We start from the raw sequence: 16,223 nt of genomic DNA, 5'->3' as shown, positions 1-16,223 counted from the left end.
AGCGCAAATCGTATACGATTTGCGCTCTTCCTATGCATTTTATATTTGGGTACTTAAGAATATAAGCTAATTTGATTTAATCACGGTAGGAACGTCCCCAGGTTTGATACTCATTTTCCGCGTCTTCTTTCGAATGCCCATAACGCTCTTGTAGTTTACCTACTAACTTATCCTTTTCACCATCAATCACATCAAGGTCGTCATCTGTAAGCTTGCCCCATTGCTTTTTGGCTTCGCCTTTGAGCTGTTTCCATTTTCCTTTAAACACATTGTTGTCCATGATATGCTCATCTCCTTAGCTGAATTAAATAGGGTAGAATTCTAACCTGTGTTATCGTTACATTACCCTGTCCTATTCGCCATGAATCTTACCTAATCTATAGAAAGTCACAATTTGTCAAATAATAGTTTAAAAAAAGGTATTCAAACCCTTTAAAATTTGATACAATCTAGATATAAATTAAACATTTAATTTTTTAAGTGATTTTTTTCACATGGGTTTATCTGATCTATATGCTAAAATGCCCTCGGAGATAAAACAACATGGTTAAATTTTTTTCTATTACATGCCGATATATGTCATGATACTGTTGGAGATTGGTACTTCATCCCAAAATTAAAGTGACAAATATCATTTATAAAGTGATTTTTATCACTTCGCACAGCTATTAAAATGTTTTACATTTTAATATATATATTTTAAACTATATTTTTGGAGGTCATAACAAATGAAAAAAACAACAGTAATCTTGTCGACTGCCCTTATCCTTGGTAGTTTGCTTGCAGGTTGTGGTAACAACACAGACAACACACCGGCAGCAACAAACGCTCCAACAGAAAACAACACAGCAACTAATTCCACTAACACTGGAACTGAAGCGGCGAAGTACAAAGATGGAACATACTACGCTACTGCTGATGTTGATGCTAAAACTGGCTGGCAGTATTTCGCACTCTTAACTGTAGAAGGTGGCAAGATTACTAAAGCTGACTGGGATGCTTTCAACGTCAACACAGCTGGTGACCTTAAGAAAAAAGTTTCCGAAGATGGTAAATATGGCATGAAAGCTGGTGGTGCTTCTTCTGAATGGCACGAGCAAGCAGCAAAAGCTGAAGCTTTCCTGATTGAAAAACAAGATCCAGCAGCTATAACTTTAGACGCTGAGGGGAAAACTGATGCTATCTCCGGTGTATCTGTACACGTATCTGACTTTGTGAAAGCTTCTGAAGCTGCTCTGGCTGCTGGACCTGTTGAAGCTGGCCAATACAAAGACGGAGGTTACCATGCTGAAGGCGAGATGGATAAAGACTCCGGTTGGAAATCTACTGTTGACTTGACTGTTGCTAACGGTAACGTTGTTGCTGTTAAATTCAGCGGCGTAAATGCTGCTGGCGACGACAAGAAACAATTCTCCGTTGATGGTAAATACGGTATGAAAGCTGGCGGCGCTTCTGCTGAATGGCATGAAGAAATCGCAAAAGTTGAGCAATACTATCTTGAAAAAGGTACTGCTCCAGAACTTACAGCTGAAGGTAAAACTGATGCAATTTCCGGCGTGAGTATTCATGTTGGTGAATATTTTACACTTGCTGAAAAAGCACTCGAAGGCGCGAAATAATTTCGCATAACCTTCTGCAGTTAATCAGACGAATGAGGTGAATTTCTTTTGAAAAAAATAGTCATTTTAGGCGGCGGCTACGGCGGCGTACTCACGGCTAAGAAACTGGCAAAGAAATTTAAGAAAAACAAAGATGTTGAAATCACACTGATCGACCGGAATCCATATCACACTCTATTGACTGAGCTGCATGAGGTTGCCGCGAACCGCGCTCCAGAGGATTCAATTAAGATCGATCTAAAGAAAATCTTTGCTGGCCTTAAAGTGAATGTTGTTCTTGACGAAATCAGCAATATTGATTTCAAGGGTAAGAAACTCAAATCCAATAAAACTACCTATGCGTATGATTACCTTGTAATCGGTACAGGTAGCAAACCAACGTTCTTTGGCATTCCAGGTGCAGAAGAGAATACTTTCTCCTTCTGGTCTTACGATGATGCGGTAGCATTGAAACGTCAAATCCGCGACATGTATACCAAAGCCGCTATGGAGAAAAATCCAACTGTACGTCGTGCAATGTTAACTTTCGTTATCATCGGTGCCGGCTTTACAGGTGTCGAGCTTGTTGGGGAAATGGCTGAGCAACGCGAAGAGTTATGCAAAGAGTTCTATATCGACCCATCCGAAGTGAGATTGATTGTGGCTGATATGGCTCCGAAGATTCTGCCTATCCTTCCAGATAAGCTGATTCAAAAAGCTGAGGCTCACCTTCGCAAGCTGAACGTGGAAATTGTTACAGGCGCCAAAATCACTGAAGTGGGCGAAGGCAGTGTTGCCCTTGGTGAGAAAAACGTTGTCGCTTCACAAACCATCGTTTGGACTGCAGGTGTCGAAGGATCTGAAATCGTAGGCGGACTTGAAGTACAACAACAAGGACGCAAACGTATTGTTACGAATGAGAACCTTGAAAGTGTAGATCATAAGAACGTATATGTAGTAGGGGACAATATTTTCTTCATTCCTGAAGGTGAAACTCGTCCTGTACCACAAATGGTTGAGAATGCTGAACAAGCAGCTCCGATCGTTGCTGGTAACATTGCAGCTGACATTCAGAACACTGCTAAAAAGGCATACAAACCAGGTTTCCACGGTACCATGGTATCCATCGGTAGCCGTTACGGTGTAGCAAACGTTGGTTTGCCAGGCAAGTTCTTTATGCTTACTGGTTTTATGGCAATGTTATCCAAACACTTTATCAATATGTTCTACCTGTCTCAGGTTGTAGGCTTCAATAAAGTTTGGACTTACATGATGCATGAGTTCTTCCATGTTGAGAACCGTAAGAGCTTCTTGGGCGGACACTTCTCCAAGCGTTCACCTAACTTCTGGCTCGTTCCGCTTCGCATGTTGCTTGGTGGAATGTGGTTATATGAAGGTATAGATAAGTTACGGAAAATTTGGGTAGATCCGAATAAGATATTCCTAATTCCAGCCGCTCCTTTTGCAACGGATGCTTCATCAGCAGCCAGCGTAGCGGTGGATGCAGTTAAAACAACAGTAGATGCACAATCTGCAGCTTCAGCAGTATCCACTGCAAAAGAAGCGGTTGAAGCATTGCCAGTTCCTGGTTTCGTATATGATATTACGAACTTCTTCATGGATTTGATGTTCTACAACAACGACGGAAGTTATACTTTCCTCGCGAAATGGTTCCAAATCGGTATGGTATGTGCAGAAATCGTGTTCGGTATTATGCTCATCGTTGGTCTGTTCACAGCTATTGCTTCTATAGCGACGATAGCCATGTCCGTCATGATCTGGTCGACCAAAATGGCTTCTACAGAAATGTTATGGTATGTTGGTGCGGGTATCGCCTGCATCGGCGGATCGGGCAGCACATTTGGCCTAGATTACTATGTACTTCCTTGGCTTAAGAAACATTGGAAGAGAGTTCCAATCGTCAGACGATGGTATCTATACACCGACTGATTATAAAGCCCTGATTTCGTGTAATCATTTATTTTAAAGAAAATATGTAGATTGCATGTCAGTAAGCTAAATATGGATGTACTTCAGAGTAATGTGTCCCTAGGACACATTACTCTCCTTATTTACAAGAAGAAAATAATCTTCCTAATATCAGGAAATGGTCAGTTTATTCTTTAATGAATGGTTTTGTAGGGATGATCAGGGGTATGGTTTCTTCCGGCAAAACCGACAAGAAGGAGAGAATCTTGTGAACAAACAACTCATAGAAGATACCCTCCGGTTGTTGCATACTGAAATGTCACCTATTGCCGGAATTGAGCTTAATCCCTCTCCGGCTGCATGTGAGCAGCTAATCTCGGTACTAGAACGCCATGATCTGGAATACAACCGCAAAGTCAATTTGCTGGGTATTTACACTATTCTCACTTTGGCAGCTGAGCGCCATATGGAATGTATCCCACATCATCCCGACCTTACACGCAACATTTTGGATGGAGATTACTTGTACAGCTTTTACCTTCAGTTTGCGGTGAAATGCCGTGAGCTCGACCTAGTTGCTTATTTAGCTCCTTCGATCAAAAAAATGCAAATTAGACGGTCAAATGGAGACTTCGCGGAACATGATCCAGCGGCTGGAATCGAACAATTCTTGATTCAAGAGTGCAGACAGCGTAGTCGCACAAGCAAAGCCATTTGACAGGTGGGATCTATAAGATGAAGCTGCATGAGGCCTTAAACATAGACATAGATGAAATTAATCGTGAAATCGTAAATCTTGTGGCACGAGATAAGGATGTTCCTAAGAAATCTCAACTCGGGCAGAGTGTTCTTGAGCTTATAAATTCTGGAGGTAAACGCCTCCGCCCTCTTATGGTCATTGTTGGCAGTCGTTTTGGCCGAAAGGATACAGGTCGAAGAGCGCTTCAATTAGCTGCTGCCGCTGAATTTATTCATGTTGCCTCATTAATTCATGATGATATCATTGACGATTCTGAGTTACGGCGGGGCAAACCCGCCCTACATACTAAGACGGGCACACGATCAGCAGTGCATATTGGCAATTATATGTCCGCTCGGGTTATCGAACTGTTAAGCAAATATACCGGAGACAAAAACAAATATGTTCATGACTTATCTTCTGTAGCCACTGCTCAGCTCTGTCTAGGTGAGTATCAGCAAATGGAACATGCTTTTGATTATGAGATTACAATGGAGCAATATCTGGAGAAGTCCTTAAATAAAACAGCTCTCCTTATGGCTACCTGCTTACGTGTGGGTGCATTATCCACCGAAAGCTCAGAGGAAGTGGCCAACCTCCTGTATACCTTTGGCGAAGCCTTAGGCATGTCTTTTCAAATACAAGATGACCTGCTGGATTTCACGCAGTCTGAGGCTGTGCTTGGTAAGCCCGCCGGTAGCGATCTGCGTCATGGTCAGGTTACCCTGCCAGTGCTTTATGCATTACAGGATCCAAAGCTTTCGCCTGTGATTCGTGCAATCGGCCCTGATTCTTCCGATGCTGAGGTGGTACATGTGCTCGCCCTTATTAAGAGAAGCGATGCCCTAGCTCGCGCAGAAAGGGTCAGCCAGAACTACCTGGATAAGGCTGGAGCGATTGTGCAGCAGCTCTCCTCCTATCCGGCGCATGCCGATCTGGATACGCTACTGCAATATTTTGCCGACCGTGATCGCTAAAGCAGATGCTAACGTAGCAATTAAAAACGGATACCTCCCATTCACTTGGGTGGGTATCCGTTTTTTTGTGTACTTTAGCTAAACAAGTCGAACGTAGCGCAGCGCCCGTGAGCGTGTTTAGCCTTTTAGCTTCCAGGCTCTACTATTCAACATATAGGGAAATCCTCCCTTTAATTAGCTTAAAATCGCTTGGAATCCACGATTATAAGGAATTCCTCCCTCTAAAAACTTGAATTTGTATGGTTTATAGACTAATCAGCCAATTTAGAGGGGGACTTTCCCTATAACAAGATCTAAAGTCAATAAAGCTCGGAAATAAAGGGAGGTTTTCCCTATAAGTCTACCTTGGATTAGTTCAGCCCTCTCACACGGCTCTAGCCCCCCCTCGCAGATGCCCACAAAAACAAAAAAGGAAAGCCGCGTTGCCAGCTTTCCGATCCCTTTGCCTACCCTGTTTTGGGTAGGCTGTTGTCTTTTGTTGTTAGCTTGGAGGCAATGCGCCAATGGTTAGGACTTCACTGCGTGGAATTTTGGAACTGTAGAAGCGTAGCGCTCGAAAGTCCAACATTCCACGCAGTGCAGCTTCCTAACCTCCTAACCATCCATCGAACTAACTCTCCCTAGCTAACATAGAAAAAATCAATCAGCGTACACAATAAAATCACCATGCTGATCACCTGATTCAGGTTATAAGAAGCCACCTTCATCAACTTACGATTGGATGGTTTAATAATCTTATGCTCGGTCATCAGGAGCAGCGTCGCAATGCCAATCCCCACCAGATACATCCAGCCGAGGTCACGCCATACATATAGGAACAATAGCAACATAATCATGATGAAATGTAGACCTTTTGAAATGCGCAGGGCATTCTCCAGTCCGAAAAAACTAGGAATAGACCATAGACCATGCCGCCGGTCAAATTCGATATCCTGAGTACCGTAAATAATATCAAAACCGGCAATCCACAGCATAACTACTGTTCCGATGACAAACGGTGTAAATGCGATATTTCCGGTGACAGCAAACCATGCACCAATCGGTGCAGAGGCAATAACAAACCCTAAATATAAATGACTGAGAAAGGTAAACCGCTTCGTATAGGAATAAGTTGATATCAATACGATAGCCACCGGCGATAAGATCAAGCAGAGCAAATTAAGCATGCCTGAAGCTACAATGAAAATAGCATAGTTGACGATAACAAAGACAACAACTTCTTTTTCCGCCAGTAAACGTCGAGGCAGATGCCGATGTGCCGTTCGAGGATTCTGTTCATCGAACGTACGATCCACCAGCCGATTGAAAGCATTGGCGCCATTACGGGCGCCGATCAATGCAATCAATCCCCAGATCATCAAATGTCCCGATGGCCAGCCCCCTGCGGCCCATACCATCGATATAATGGCAAACGGCAGCGAAAAAAGCGTATGAGAGAACATGACCAGTTCGCTGAACATTTTAAGTTTTAGTCCCGCAGTTTTACATATGTTTAGAATTGCCATTCGTGCATTCCTCTTTCTTTACTACTTGTGTTTAAGTTCATTAATGATTATGCTCTGCAAGAACTTCGTTCAGGACGTTAAGCATCCCGTCAATATCTTCTTCCGTAATAATCATCGGTGGCTGGAAGGCCAGTACATTACGTCCTATGCCATTTTTGCCGATTAGATAACCCCGGTCCTTCATCGACTCGAGCACTTGATCTGTAAGTGCCGCTGCGCCTTCAGCATCTGCACCGGCAAGTTCTGCACCCAGCATAAGTCCAGTTCCCCGCACCTCAATAATTAGCGAAGGATAACGGGCTTGTAGCGCCTCCAAACCTGCTTTCAATCGTTCTCCGAGCTCTACCGAGCGTTCCGGAAGCCGTTCATCTCGAATATAATCAAGCACAGCCAGCGCTGTTGCAGCAGATACCGGATTGCCCCCAAACGTAGAGGCTGACGGGCGGTTTAGTGCAAGGGAAATCTCATCGGTTGTAGCAAAGGCTGCGACCGGAATTCCGTTGCCGAGTGCTTTGGCCATACTTATAATATCGGGTACGACATCAAAATGCTCCATAGCAAACATTTTGCCAGTACGTCCAAATCCAGTTTGAATTTCATCAGCAATCAGGAGCACGCCATATCTCTCCAACAATGCTTTTACATCCCGGAAGTAGGATCGGGTTGGCATGATCATTCCGCCGTTGCCTTGGATTGGCTCTACGATCATAGCAGCGATAGTATTGCCCTTCTCTTCGAGCACCCGCTCCAGCGAATCCAGGGATAACGAAGCCGCTTCCTCCAGAGATAGATCCTGATGATACGGACGAGGAATAAACTCGACATCATGATCCAAATATTTATCCGTGCGCCACATTGGCAGACCTGTCACACTCATAGTCAGATTGGTACGGCCATGTAGACCGCTCTCCAGCGCTATGAACCCTTTACGTCCCGTATACATCCGGGCTAATAGCAGAGCTCCCTCATTCGCCTCAGAGCCACTATTAACGAAGAAGGTCCGACGTAAATCACCCGGCATTACCTCTTCCAAACGTTCAGCTAAATCTACACTTGGTTGGGTTAAATAAATAGTTGTCGTATGCTGCAGCTGTTGCAGTTGTTCAATCGTACGTGCTGTTATGGCTGGATTACAATGCCCACAAGCGACTACGGATACACCCGCGAAAAAGTCCGTATAGGATTTTCCCTTCTCATCATAAACAAACTGCATTGAACCACGAACAAGCTGAGGTGCATCACGGTAAAAATGCTGTGTACAAGGATAGAAATATTGCTTACGTTTGGATGCTACCGCTTCTCTTCCGATGAAGTCTTGTTGTTCCATGAAGGGTTCTCTCTCCTTTTTGTGAAAATAGTAACTTATTCATAGAGTCCTGTGCATCACCCTATTACACGGCGATATCTAGTCCCCATTAAAATACAATTAGTTGAACTGCAATGAGCCCAAAGTATAACCCGCATAGACCGGCTTGAGGCCGCCCAGCATGTCATCCTTCTTATCGGATCCGTTAATTGCCTGTTGATATGAAATAATAATTTCACGAAGCTGTTCGACGCTATAGGTTGCTCCTTCAATACGGAAGCTTGATATTCCTAGTTCACTCATTTCATTCAACAATGGTAAATAGCAGAGTTCTTTGGCAAATAACAGATGGCAACGGCCGTGCTGATCACGATATACCGGATTCTCACCTTTGTCTGTCTTTAGAACCAAAACACTATTGTGCACATATTCATTATCCTCTTCAGCAATAGGCTCCATCAACTCAGTATTCTCATAAAGATCATGTTCCATATACATTAGTGCAGGTGTACCATGAACTACCACTTCCAAAGGCGCTTTACAACGTGAGGCAAAGGTAGCAAAATGCTCCACCGTCATTTCCGGAGACACTGAAAGCTGAGTCAAGCCTAAGTTAGTATATAATTGCGCTGACAGATGATTGTATACATTTAAATTACTGTCTCCAATTAGCGGGTATCCTGTAGCGTTGTAACGACGAATGGCTCCTAAATTTGTAACGATAAGACCGTCAATCGGCAAGCGTTCTCCCTGAAGTAATTGATCATATTGATCAAAATGCAGCTCTGTCATCATACGTGGCAAACCTAAGTAAATTTTGCTATCGCCTTTCCGTTCACCAAGTTCCTTAATGTCCCGTTTCGTAAAAGGTTGATCGGGTTCAAAAACATCCCCCGGCAAGTACAAGCTATCAACACCAAGCTCTAAGACCATCCGGGCCTGTTCCATATTATTTACTCGGACAGCTAGCTTAGCTTTTGTCTTCTGCGGTTGCTTAACCTCAGCCAAACTCTCCCGCACCTGCTCAACACGTTTTTCAGATAATTCCCGCTCTGCGGTTGGTGTACTGAACACTTTTCCAGTGCTATAAAATTTGCCTGTACCTTCGTAACGACGGTTAATGTTAGCCAAGCCTGGTTTGCCAAAAGCATAAGCTGTCGAAAAGTCACGTTTGCGGTTGTTATAGAGTTCTTTAGTATCGGCCGTACGGTCAAAGCCAATCGGATCATCGATATACCGGTCAATAGCTTCACCATAACTATTCGCCAGCATCACCATAAATTCCTTATCCCGCATGCGGCCCTCTATTTTGAAGGAGGTAATGCCTGACTCAATCAATTCCGGCAGATGCTCATACATGAACATATCTTTTACAGCCAATGGATATTCAGCAGGATAAACATAACCATCTTTTTTCACCCGATAATCCCAGCGACAAGGCTTCATACATTTCCCACGGTTACTGCTCATACCGAATACATGAGAGCTGAAATAACAATTCGCTCCGTGAACTGAGCACATATCTCCGTGAATAAAATACTCCAGTTCCATCCCACTCCGCTGACCAAGCAGCTTAGCTGTCTGCAAATCCATTTCCCGTGAAGTAACCACACGACTTACACCCAGATCACGCAGCGCGTAGATCATTTCCAGGTTGTGCACATTCATCATTACCGAAGAGTGAATCGGAAGATTAAGCCCCATCTCGCGAATAAGCTCCAGCACTGCCATATCCTGAACAATTAAGGCATCCGGGCGAGCACCGTCAAGGAAACGCAGATATTCTTTAGCCTCTTCCACATCTTCTTCACTAAACAGGTTATTCACTGTGATATACACTTTTTTGTCTAGGCGGTGAGCAATATCTAGTGCCTCTACGATCTCCTCATGAGACAGATTATATCCTTTACGCATCATTCTCATATTCAATACAGGTCCACCAAAATAAACTGCATCACATCGTGCCTGGATCACTTCCTTGAAAATCTCAAACGTTCCTGCGGGTGCTAATAATTCAATCTCTCTACCGTTAAAATAACGTGCCATTCAAGTTCCCTCCCAAGTTGATACTCTCCATACAAGTTGTACTTTACACCAAAGCTACTGCAATCCCCATTACAATAAACATAGTAATAAAAATAGTATCGAATATGCCCCACCTTAGGCGGTGATACTGGCTACGCGGAGCATCCATACGAAAGCCACGGGCTTCCATGGAATATACCAGATCCTGCGCACGCCTAAACGCACTAGCGATAATCGGAACCAGCAAGGACACTAACATTCGTCCCTTTTCCTTTAAAGGCAGCTCCTTCAGATCAGCACCCCGTGAGGCCTGCGCTTTTATGATAATCTGCGACTCGTCTAGAATCGTAGGTATGAAACGAAGGGAAATGCTGATCATCAGTGTGATACGGTCGGGCTTCAAACCAAACTTTTTGAAAGGAGCCAAAATCCCCTCCAGCCCTTGATTCAGCTTACCCGGCGTTGTGGTGAATGTAAGTAGTGCCGTGAACGTGATCAGAAAAAACATGCGGATGACCGAAAATGCGCCTAATCTTAGCCCTCCCTCATAAATAGACCACGAACCAAGCGTCAGCACCGCCTCACCCGTCTTCACAGACAGCAGCTGTACGATAAAGATAAATAGCATTAAATACCGTAAAGGCTTAGCTGCTTTCAGAAAGTATTTAAGCGGAATCCGAGTGGAAGCCATAACCGCTATTGAGAAAATAGCCAGCAGCGCCATAGCCATCCACGAACGGGAGAGCAGGATAACAGCTACGTATAATAGCATTCCGGTGATTTTGGCACGAGCATCTAGCTTATGCACCCATGAACCGGTCTCAATACTGCGCCCTATGATTAGCTTCTCATTCATGGCTATCCCTCTTTCCTTCGTGCTGCTCGCTAGAGTTGCCTGATCCAGATGGCAGCGAAGCGATTAGCTCTGCTAAGCTCTCTGCCGTTAAGCGAGGAGCTTCATCCGTAAGACCAAAGCGATCAGCGACTGCACGCCAGTAACGAAGAGACTGCGGAACCGTCAAGCCACACTGTTCCAGAATCGAAGGGTCATCTGCCAGCGCCTTTACGCTGCCTTGAAACGCCGTGCTGCCCTCTTTAAGGACAAGCCAGTTGTCCGCGTAAGGCAATAACTCATCCATCCGATGCGTGACGACGATGATCGTTCTCCCCTGTTCACGGCATAAACGCTCCAGCAAGTGGATTAGCTCTGCACGGCTGATGGGATCAAGCGTAGCCGTCGGTTCATCCAGAACGATGACCTCAGGGTCCATAGCTAGCACGGAGGCGATAGCTGCCTTGCGCATTTGCCCACCGCTCAATTTAAAAGGATTCCGCTCTAGCAGCGCAAGATCCAGCCCCATATCTAGCATGGCCTGTCTTGCGCGTGCCTTTGCCTCTTCGAGGCTCATGCCGAAGTTAAGAGGACCGAAGATAAGATCCTTTTCGACCGTATCTTCAAACATTTGCTGCTCTGGAAATTGAAATACCAATCCGACTCTACGGCGCAGCGGCATCAGCTTAGGTGATTTCTCCCCCGCCTGGATGGTTACATCGAGCACTTTTACCGTACCCTCCGTTGGTTTCAATATCCCGTTAAACAACTGCAGTAGCGTCGATTTACCAGAGCCTGTCGCCCCAGCAATACCAACCATAGAGCCTATTGGAACACTGAGGTTAATGTCGCGGAGCGCCGTCAGCTTCCATAGGCTTCGGTCAGCATAGGAATAACTTACTTGCTGTAATTCTATGGCCATAACGTGTCTATAAGCTCCTTTTCACTGGCGGGAACATCCACATAGATGCCCTGATTCTGCAGCTCGCGTGCAAGACGCCAAGGATACGGCTCACACAGATGGCATTTTTGCAGAAGCTCTTCGTCCCGGAACAGCTCCGCCGGTGTAACATCAGCAGCTAAACCACCTCCATGCAGTGCAAGCACCCGATCCGATGCCAAAATCTCATCTGCATCATGTGTAATCATAAGAATCGTATACTTTCCTTCCGCTCGCATATCCTGCAAAATACCAAGAAGATCATTTCTGCTTCCTTCATCCAACATAGAAGAGGCCTCGTCAAAAATGACGATGCCTGGTTCCATAGCAAGAATGGAGGCGATAGCGACACGCTGCTTTTGGCCTCCAGACAGCTCACCTGGGTGTTTGGACAACAGATGATTTATTCCCAGCCTCGTCGTATAAGCGTGTAATCGTTCAGCCATCTCTTCGTACGACAAACAAAGCCCTTCCAGGCCGAATAAGATATCTTCCTCTACAGTGGCTCCAATAAACTGATTATCTGGATTTTGGAACACCATACCGATGCATTGCCGAATGCTTCCGATCGTCTCCTCACTGAGTTGCATACCACTAACCACAATCTCGCCAGCACTCTTAGGCAGCAAAGCATTCAGTAGCTTAACTAGCGTAGACTTCCCGCAGCCATTGGGACCAACCAAGCTAACCCATTGTCCCTGTGAAATAGATAACGTTATATTTTGAAGAATCGGATGCTCAGGATCATAACCAAACGATACTCCATCCAAAGAGATGACAGCTTGTCCTTCTCCCTCTAATTCTTGACCATCATATGATTCATTCATGTTAGTCATCCTTCCGCTGATGTGACTAATCAGTCCAAAAACTCTTCAAACAACGATATTTTTGACAATGAAGCCACCAAATAACGGACTGCATAGCCCACGGCAATTCCTGTTACTACTCCAGTGATCAGCAGCATGGGAAGATAATAAAAAATACTAAGGGACGAGAATACCATAGAAGCTGCCAGCAGCTGACCGATATTATGTGCAATTCCACCAGCTATACTAATTCCGATCAAGCTTATACTTTTACCTTTGCCACTAAGCAGCATTAACACGAACATTACAACAAAGCTAAAAAGCGAACCGAATAAACTGAACAATAAGCTCGAAAAGGTACCTAGCAGAAATGCAGTAAGCAGTGTTTTGAGAATGACAAGCAGGAAAGCGTCCCGTCCACGTAAAAAGTAAATACAGGTCAAAATCATAATGTTAGCTAGTCCAAGTTTAGCACCTGGCACCAGTCCCATCCCTGATAATGGGATCTGAGCCTCTATTAGACTGAGCACTACCGCCACTGCGGCAAAAATCGCAATAATTACCGTTCTTTTTAAAGCTGTTGCAGATTCACTACTGGACATAGGCATCTATATCATCCTCCCCCGACGCACTTGTGATCTCCACTAACACTCTATGTGGTAGACAGACAATCGTCTGTTTGGGCAGGGTAATAAAACCAAAACCTAGGCATACTTGATCCGGGCAATCGGCATCGTACATTTCAATCCCGTAATCATGCACCTTCAAGATGTTATAACCACGTTCGGTACGGACCTCAATGGTTTGTTCTTCTTTTGTAAGCTTTACCGTTTTAAATAACTCGCCGTCCACAGTCACATTGGCTACGAGATTTTTACCGGCCCCACCTTTATCATCATTGTCCGAAAACCATCTCGGTACGAGAAAAGCGAGCGCAGCAATCAATACGATGGAAATCAACCACACATCTGCGCGTTTCATATAAATCTCCCTTATTTTTTAATTAAAATCCAGACTTATTAATTATAACGGTCTGCCCTCAATCCTTCAATCAATGTTGGGGTTTTATGTAAGTTTTAAAGACCTGTTCACAAAATAGGCACGCAAAATAACCCCCACAGACTCAAGCCCTTCGCTTCGAGCAAATTCAGGTGTAATTTGCAGCGTTTGCAAAAATTAAACTGAAACTTTAGCCCATTTGAACCGAGATTGCCCATCTCTTCTGGTTTACTAGCTTTTCCGAAATATTCCACAATTAATCTAGTCTAAGTCACATTCGGATCTGAAACGCCCCCTCTGGAGACTTGTTCCCCTCCTAAGCAAAACCATCCTTATCTTGGAATTCATTATTATATTTGCCTTTTAAACAATACCGTGTTATATTTATATCGTATTTGTTTTTCGATATATTGTATATCCCCATCAAGAAGATGTCAGGCCGACTATTTTACACTTCGGCAATTTGGACACAGAGGCTTCATGTTTTCTTGCAGAAACTTTCCTTTTTATGAGATTAAATTCGAAATATAGCATTCCGATTCACACTGGCGCGGTCAATGGAGCCGCAAGGGCAAAAGAGAGGTAGGGCTTTTGTCGTATTGGAAGGATTATTCTCGCCACACGGCTGCTGGAAATAACAAGGAATTAAGACACCCGTTACTCACGAACGGCGGGGGATGAATATAACGAAAAAGCATGGCTGTACGAACCTTACACAAGGACACATGCCATGTGTGGAAAAATATAGGCGCCCGATAACCGCTACCAAGCGGATATCGGGCGCTGTCTACGTTCAGGGCCACTAATTTACATATTGATTCACAAAAGCTGTTACTACATTTATGTAACCCGTTTTATCCGTATCATAAGCTAATCCATGCCCCGCTTGCGGCACTACGAACTTCTCTTTTGGACTCTGACATGCCTCATATAATTCATTCATCATACTATATGGTACAAAATTATCAGCATCCCCATGAATAAAAAGAATCGGCACCTTCGCCTTACGCACCTGTTTCAAGGCAGACGCTTCACTAAAACCATACCCTGCCTTCAAACGAGTAATTAGACTTGCACTTTGGATAAAAGGGAAGCTTGGCAAGTGATACATACGCCTTAGTTGGTAAGCTAATTGTGCTTTAACTGAGCTGTAAGCGCAGTCCGAGACAATAGCTTTGACCTGCGGTGGGAGATTTTCACCTGAGGTCATTAGCACTGTAGCACCGCCCATAGAAACCCCATGAAGCACAACTTGAGCACTGAGCCCAGTCTTTTCTATTATATATTTAATCCAGTGTAAATAATCCTTGCGCTCATGCCATCCAAAGCCAATATAATTTCCAGCGCTTTCCCCATGTCCCCTGGCATCGGGAATCAGGATATTAAAGCCCAGTCTCTCGTAATAGATTTTGGCGTACGCCCCCATATCCTTCCCTTTTCCAGAATAACCGTGGGCTAGAATCGCCGTACGACCTTCAGCACGATCCGAAAGGAGCAAATACCCTCTTAGTTGTAGCCCGTCCTCAGATGTAATCTCCACATTCTCAAAGCTCTGACTGGAGATCCAATCCTTCCCCTCACCCCAAGAAGCCCCGGCAACCGGGGGATCAACCTTCAAGTCACGATTAGTACTCAGGAATTCCTTCGGTGCTCGTTTAATAGCAATGCCATAAAAGAAAAAGCCAGCATAGATCAGAGCTCCAATGACGATGACAGCACTAATGAAGAACCATACCAATTCGTCTTCCCCGTCCTTTCCTTATGTTCGTTGTAAATCAGTATAACATCTACTTAGAATGCGCCAAAATATAACAATCATGACAAAATAGAGCCGCCATCGGAATATGTCCCGAAAGCGGCTCTTCTATTCTTCACGGCTTAGCTTGCGTTCACGCTATAATCACCGTTTATTATTTCTTGTTCGAGAATCTATTTCTCATTAGCAATCCGATAAGAGCAAAACCTAGACCTGCTGCATAATAAGGAACTGGACTTGATTCTCCCGTTTTTGGCAGTTCATCCACAGGTGGATTACCTAGCGGAATTGTATCATCCACTACTGCAATATCCTCTGGTGACGGCGTTGGTGTTACTGTCAATACTGGTCCTAATGGAATCTCATCATCAACAAGTAACTCTGTGTTGCTTGACGGTGTTGATGTTGGTAATGGTGCTGGAGTCGAAGAAGCTACAGGACCCAGCGGCACAGGGTCATCATTAACAACAATAGTGCCAATTACAAATGATGGTGTTGGTGTTGGGAACACCGGAGGCTCCGGCGTTGGCGTTGGTGTCACTTCCGACGACGATGTCGGTGTTGGTGTTGCCTCTGGCGACGATGTCGGTGTTGGCGTCACTTCCGACGACGATGTCGGTGTTGGCGTTACCTCTGACGACGGCGTCGGTGTTGGCGTTGCTTCCGGCGACGGAGTCGGCGTTGCTGTTGCCTCTGGCGACGGTGTCGGTGTTGGCGTTGCTGTTGCCTCTGGCGTTGGCGTCGGCGTTGGTGTTGCTGTTGCCTCTGGCGTTGGCGTTGTCGTTGGCGTTACTTCCGGCGTTGGTGACGG

Annotated in this window: 15 protein-coding genes; 4 read left to right on the top strand and 11 right to left on the bottom strand. The window is 44.8% G+C overall.

What is annotated here, in order from left to right:
- Positions 1-76 precede the first annotated feature (76 nt).
- Positions 77-280, bottom strand: a complete 204-nt coding sequence (locus CA598_RS28720) for a CsbD family protein (protein WP_094878689.1) — start codon at positions 278-280, stop codon at positions 77-79.
- Between the two features lie 448 nt (positions 281-728).
- Between CA598_RS28720 and CA598_RS28715 the strand changes: the two genes are divergently transcribed.
- From CA598_RS28715 to CA598_RS28700, 4 genes are all read left to right on the top strand, one after another.
- On the top strand, positions 729-1,619 hold the full coding sequence (locus tag CA598_RS28715; RefSeq protein ID WP_094874534.1) for an FMN-binding protein: 891 nt from the start codon (positions 729-731) through the stop codon (positions 1,617-1,619).
- A gap of 48 nt (positions 1,620-1,667) precedes the next feature.
- Entirely contained in the window at positions 1,668-3,548 is a 1,881-nt protein-coding gene (locus tag CA598_RS28710; RefSeq protein ID WP_094874533.1) for an FAD-dependent oxidoreductase, read from the top strand.
- A 247-nt stretch (positions 3,549-3,795) separates the two neighbouring features.
- Positions 3,796-4,245 (top strand): hypothetical protein, encoded by a 450-nt coding sequence (locus CA598_RS28705; RefSeq protein WP_042184507.1) that lies wholly within the window; start codon positions 3,796-3,798, stop codon positions 4,243-4,245.
- Between the two features lie 17 nt (positions 4,246-4,262).
- Entirely contained in the window at positions 4,263-5,243 is a 981-nt protein-coding gene (locus tag CA598_RS28700) for a polyprenyl synthetase family protein (protein WP_094878688.1), read from the top strand.
- A gap of 620 nt (positions 5,244-5,863) precedes the next feature.
- Here the strand turns inward: CA598_RS28700 and CA598_RS28695 are convergent.
- The 10 genes from CA598_RS28695 to CA598_RS32470 form a co-directional block, all read right to left on the bottom strand.
- Entirely contained in the window at positions 5,864-6,748 is an 885-nt protein-coding gene (locus CA598_RS28695; RefSeq protein WP_094874531.1) for a UbiA-like polyprenyltransferase, read from the bottom strand.
- A gap of 40 nt (positions 6,749-6,788) precedes the next feature.
- Positions 6,789-8,075 carry an aspartate aminotransferase family protein gene (locus CA598_RS28690; protein WP_094878687.1) on the bottom strand — a complete coding sequence of 429 codons (1,287 nt, stop codon included), beginning with the start codon at positions 8,073-8,075 and terminating at the stop codon, positions 6,789-6,791.
- Between the two features lie 99 nt (positions 8,076-8,174).
- Positions 8,175-10,100, bottom strand: coding sequence for a peptidase U32 family protein (locus CA598_RS28685; protein ID WP_094878686.1), 1,926 nt, complete (start codon positions 10,098-10,100; stop codon positions 8,175-8,177).
- Positions 10,101-10,143: 43 nt separating this feature from the next.
- The gene (locus CA598_RS28680) at positions 10,144-10,935 is read right to left on the bottom strand and encodes an energy-coupling factor transporter transmembrane component T family protein (protein ID WP_094878685.1); all 792 of its coding nucleotides are present in this window, start codon (positions 10,933-10,935) and stop codon (positions 10,144-10,146) included.
- Positions 10,928-11,833 carry an ATP-binding cassette domain-containing protein gene (locus CA598_RS28675; protein WP_094878684.1) on the bottom strand — a complete coding sequence of 302 codons (906 nt, stop codon included), beginning with the start codon at positions 11,831-11,833 and terminating at the stop codon, positions 10,928-10,930. Before CA598_RS28675 ends, CA598_RS28680 begins: the two co-directional genes overlap by 8 nt.
- Entirely contained in the window at positions 11,824-12,678 is an 855-nt protein-coding gene (locus tag CA598_RS28670) for an ATP-binding cassette domain-containing protein (RefSeq protein ID WP_094878683.1), read from the bottom strand. The genes CA598_RS28675 and CA598_RS28670 overlap by 10 nt, the downstream gene beginning before the upstream one ends.
- 29 nt (positions 12,679-12,707) lie before the next feature.
- Complete coding sequence (locus CA598_RS28665; protein WP_094874526.1) at positions 12,708-13,265, bottom strand: Gx transporter family protein; 558 nt, start codon at positions 13,263-13,265, stop codon at positions 12,708-12,710.
- Positions 13,249-13,638: a NusG domain II-containing protein gene (locus CA598_RS28660; protein WP_094874525.1), complete on the bottom strand. Its 390-nt coding sequence runs from the start codon at positions 13,636-13,638 to the stop codon at positions 13,249-13,251. The genes CA598_RS28665 and CA598_RS28660 overlap by 17 nt, the downstream gene beginning before the upstream one ends.
- A gap of 820 nt (positions 13,639-14,458) precedes the next feature.
- Positions 14,459-15,394, bottom strand: coding sequence for an alpha/beta hydrolase (locus CA598_RS28655; protein ID WP_094874524.1), 936 nt, complete (start codon positions 15,392-15,394; stop codon positions 14,459-14,461).
- A gap of 172 nt (positions 15,395-15,566) precedes the next feature.
- A partial coding sequence (locus CA598_RS32470) for an LPXTG cell wall anchor domain-containing protein (RefSeq protein WP_179283790.1) occupies positions 15,567-16,223 on the bottom strand: 657 nt, incomplete at its 5' end.

The organism is Paenibacillus sp. VTT E-133291 (assembly GCF_002264395.1).
In the GTDB taxonomy this organism is placed as follows: domain Bacteria; phylum Bacillota; class Bacilli; order Paenibacillales; family Paenibacillaceae; genus Paenibacillus_AQ; species Paenibacillus_AQ nitricinens.
The sequence above is the reverse complement of the archived record's forward strand: the minus strand, read 5'-3'. Positions and strand labels throughout refer to the sequence as shown.

What these genes read in the sequence shown, in the direction of transcription:
- CA598_RS28720 (WP_094878689.1), bottom strand. Translation starts at nt 280, where the DNA reads ATGGACAACAATGTGTTTAAAGGAAAATGGAAACAGCTCAAAGGCGAA.
- CA598_RS28715 (WP_094874534.1), top strand. Translation starts at nt 729, where the DNA reads ATGAAAAAAACAACAGTAATCTTGTCGACTGCCCTTATCCTTGGTAGT.
- CA598_RS28700 (WP_094878688.1), top strand. Translation starts at nt 4,263, where the DNA reads ATGAAGCTGCATGAGGCCTTAAACATAGACATAGATGAAATTAATCGT.
- CA598_RS28695 (WP_094874531.1), bottom strand. Translation starts at nt 6,748, where the DNA reads ATGGCAATTCTAAACATATGTAAAACTGCGGGACTAAAACTTAAAATG.
- CA598_RS28690 (WP_094878687.1), bottom strand. Translation starts at nt 8,075, where the DNA reads ATGGAACAACAAGACTTCATCGGAAGAGAAGCGGTAGCATCCAAACGT.
- CA598_RS28685 (WP_094878686.1), bottom strand. Translation starts at nt 10,100, where the DNA reads ATGGCACGTTATTTTAACGGTAGAGAGATTGAATTATTAGCACCCGCA.
- CA598_RS28680 (WP_094878685.1), bottom strand. Translation starts at nt 10,935, where the DNA reads ATGAATGAGAAGCTAATCATAGGGCGCAGTATTGAGACCGGTTCATGG.
- CA598_RS28675 (WP_094878684.1), bottom strand. Translation starts at nt 11,833, where the DNA reads ATGGCCATAGAATTACAGCAAGTAAGTTATTCCTATGCTGACCGAAGC.
- CA598_RS28670 (WP_094878683.1), bottom strand. Translation starts at nt 12,678, where the DNA reads ATGAATGAATCATATGATGGTCAAGAATTAGAGGGAGAAGGACAAGCT.
- CA598_RS28665 (WP_094874526.1), bottom strand. Translation starts at nt 13,265, where the DNA reads ATGCCTATGTCCAGTAGTGAATCTGCAACAGCTTTAAAAAGAACGGTA.
- CA598_RS28660 (WP_094874525.1), bottom strand. Translation starts at nt 13,638, where the DNA reads ATGAAACGCGCAGATGTGTGGTTGATTTCCATCGTATTGATTGCTGCG.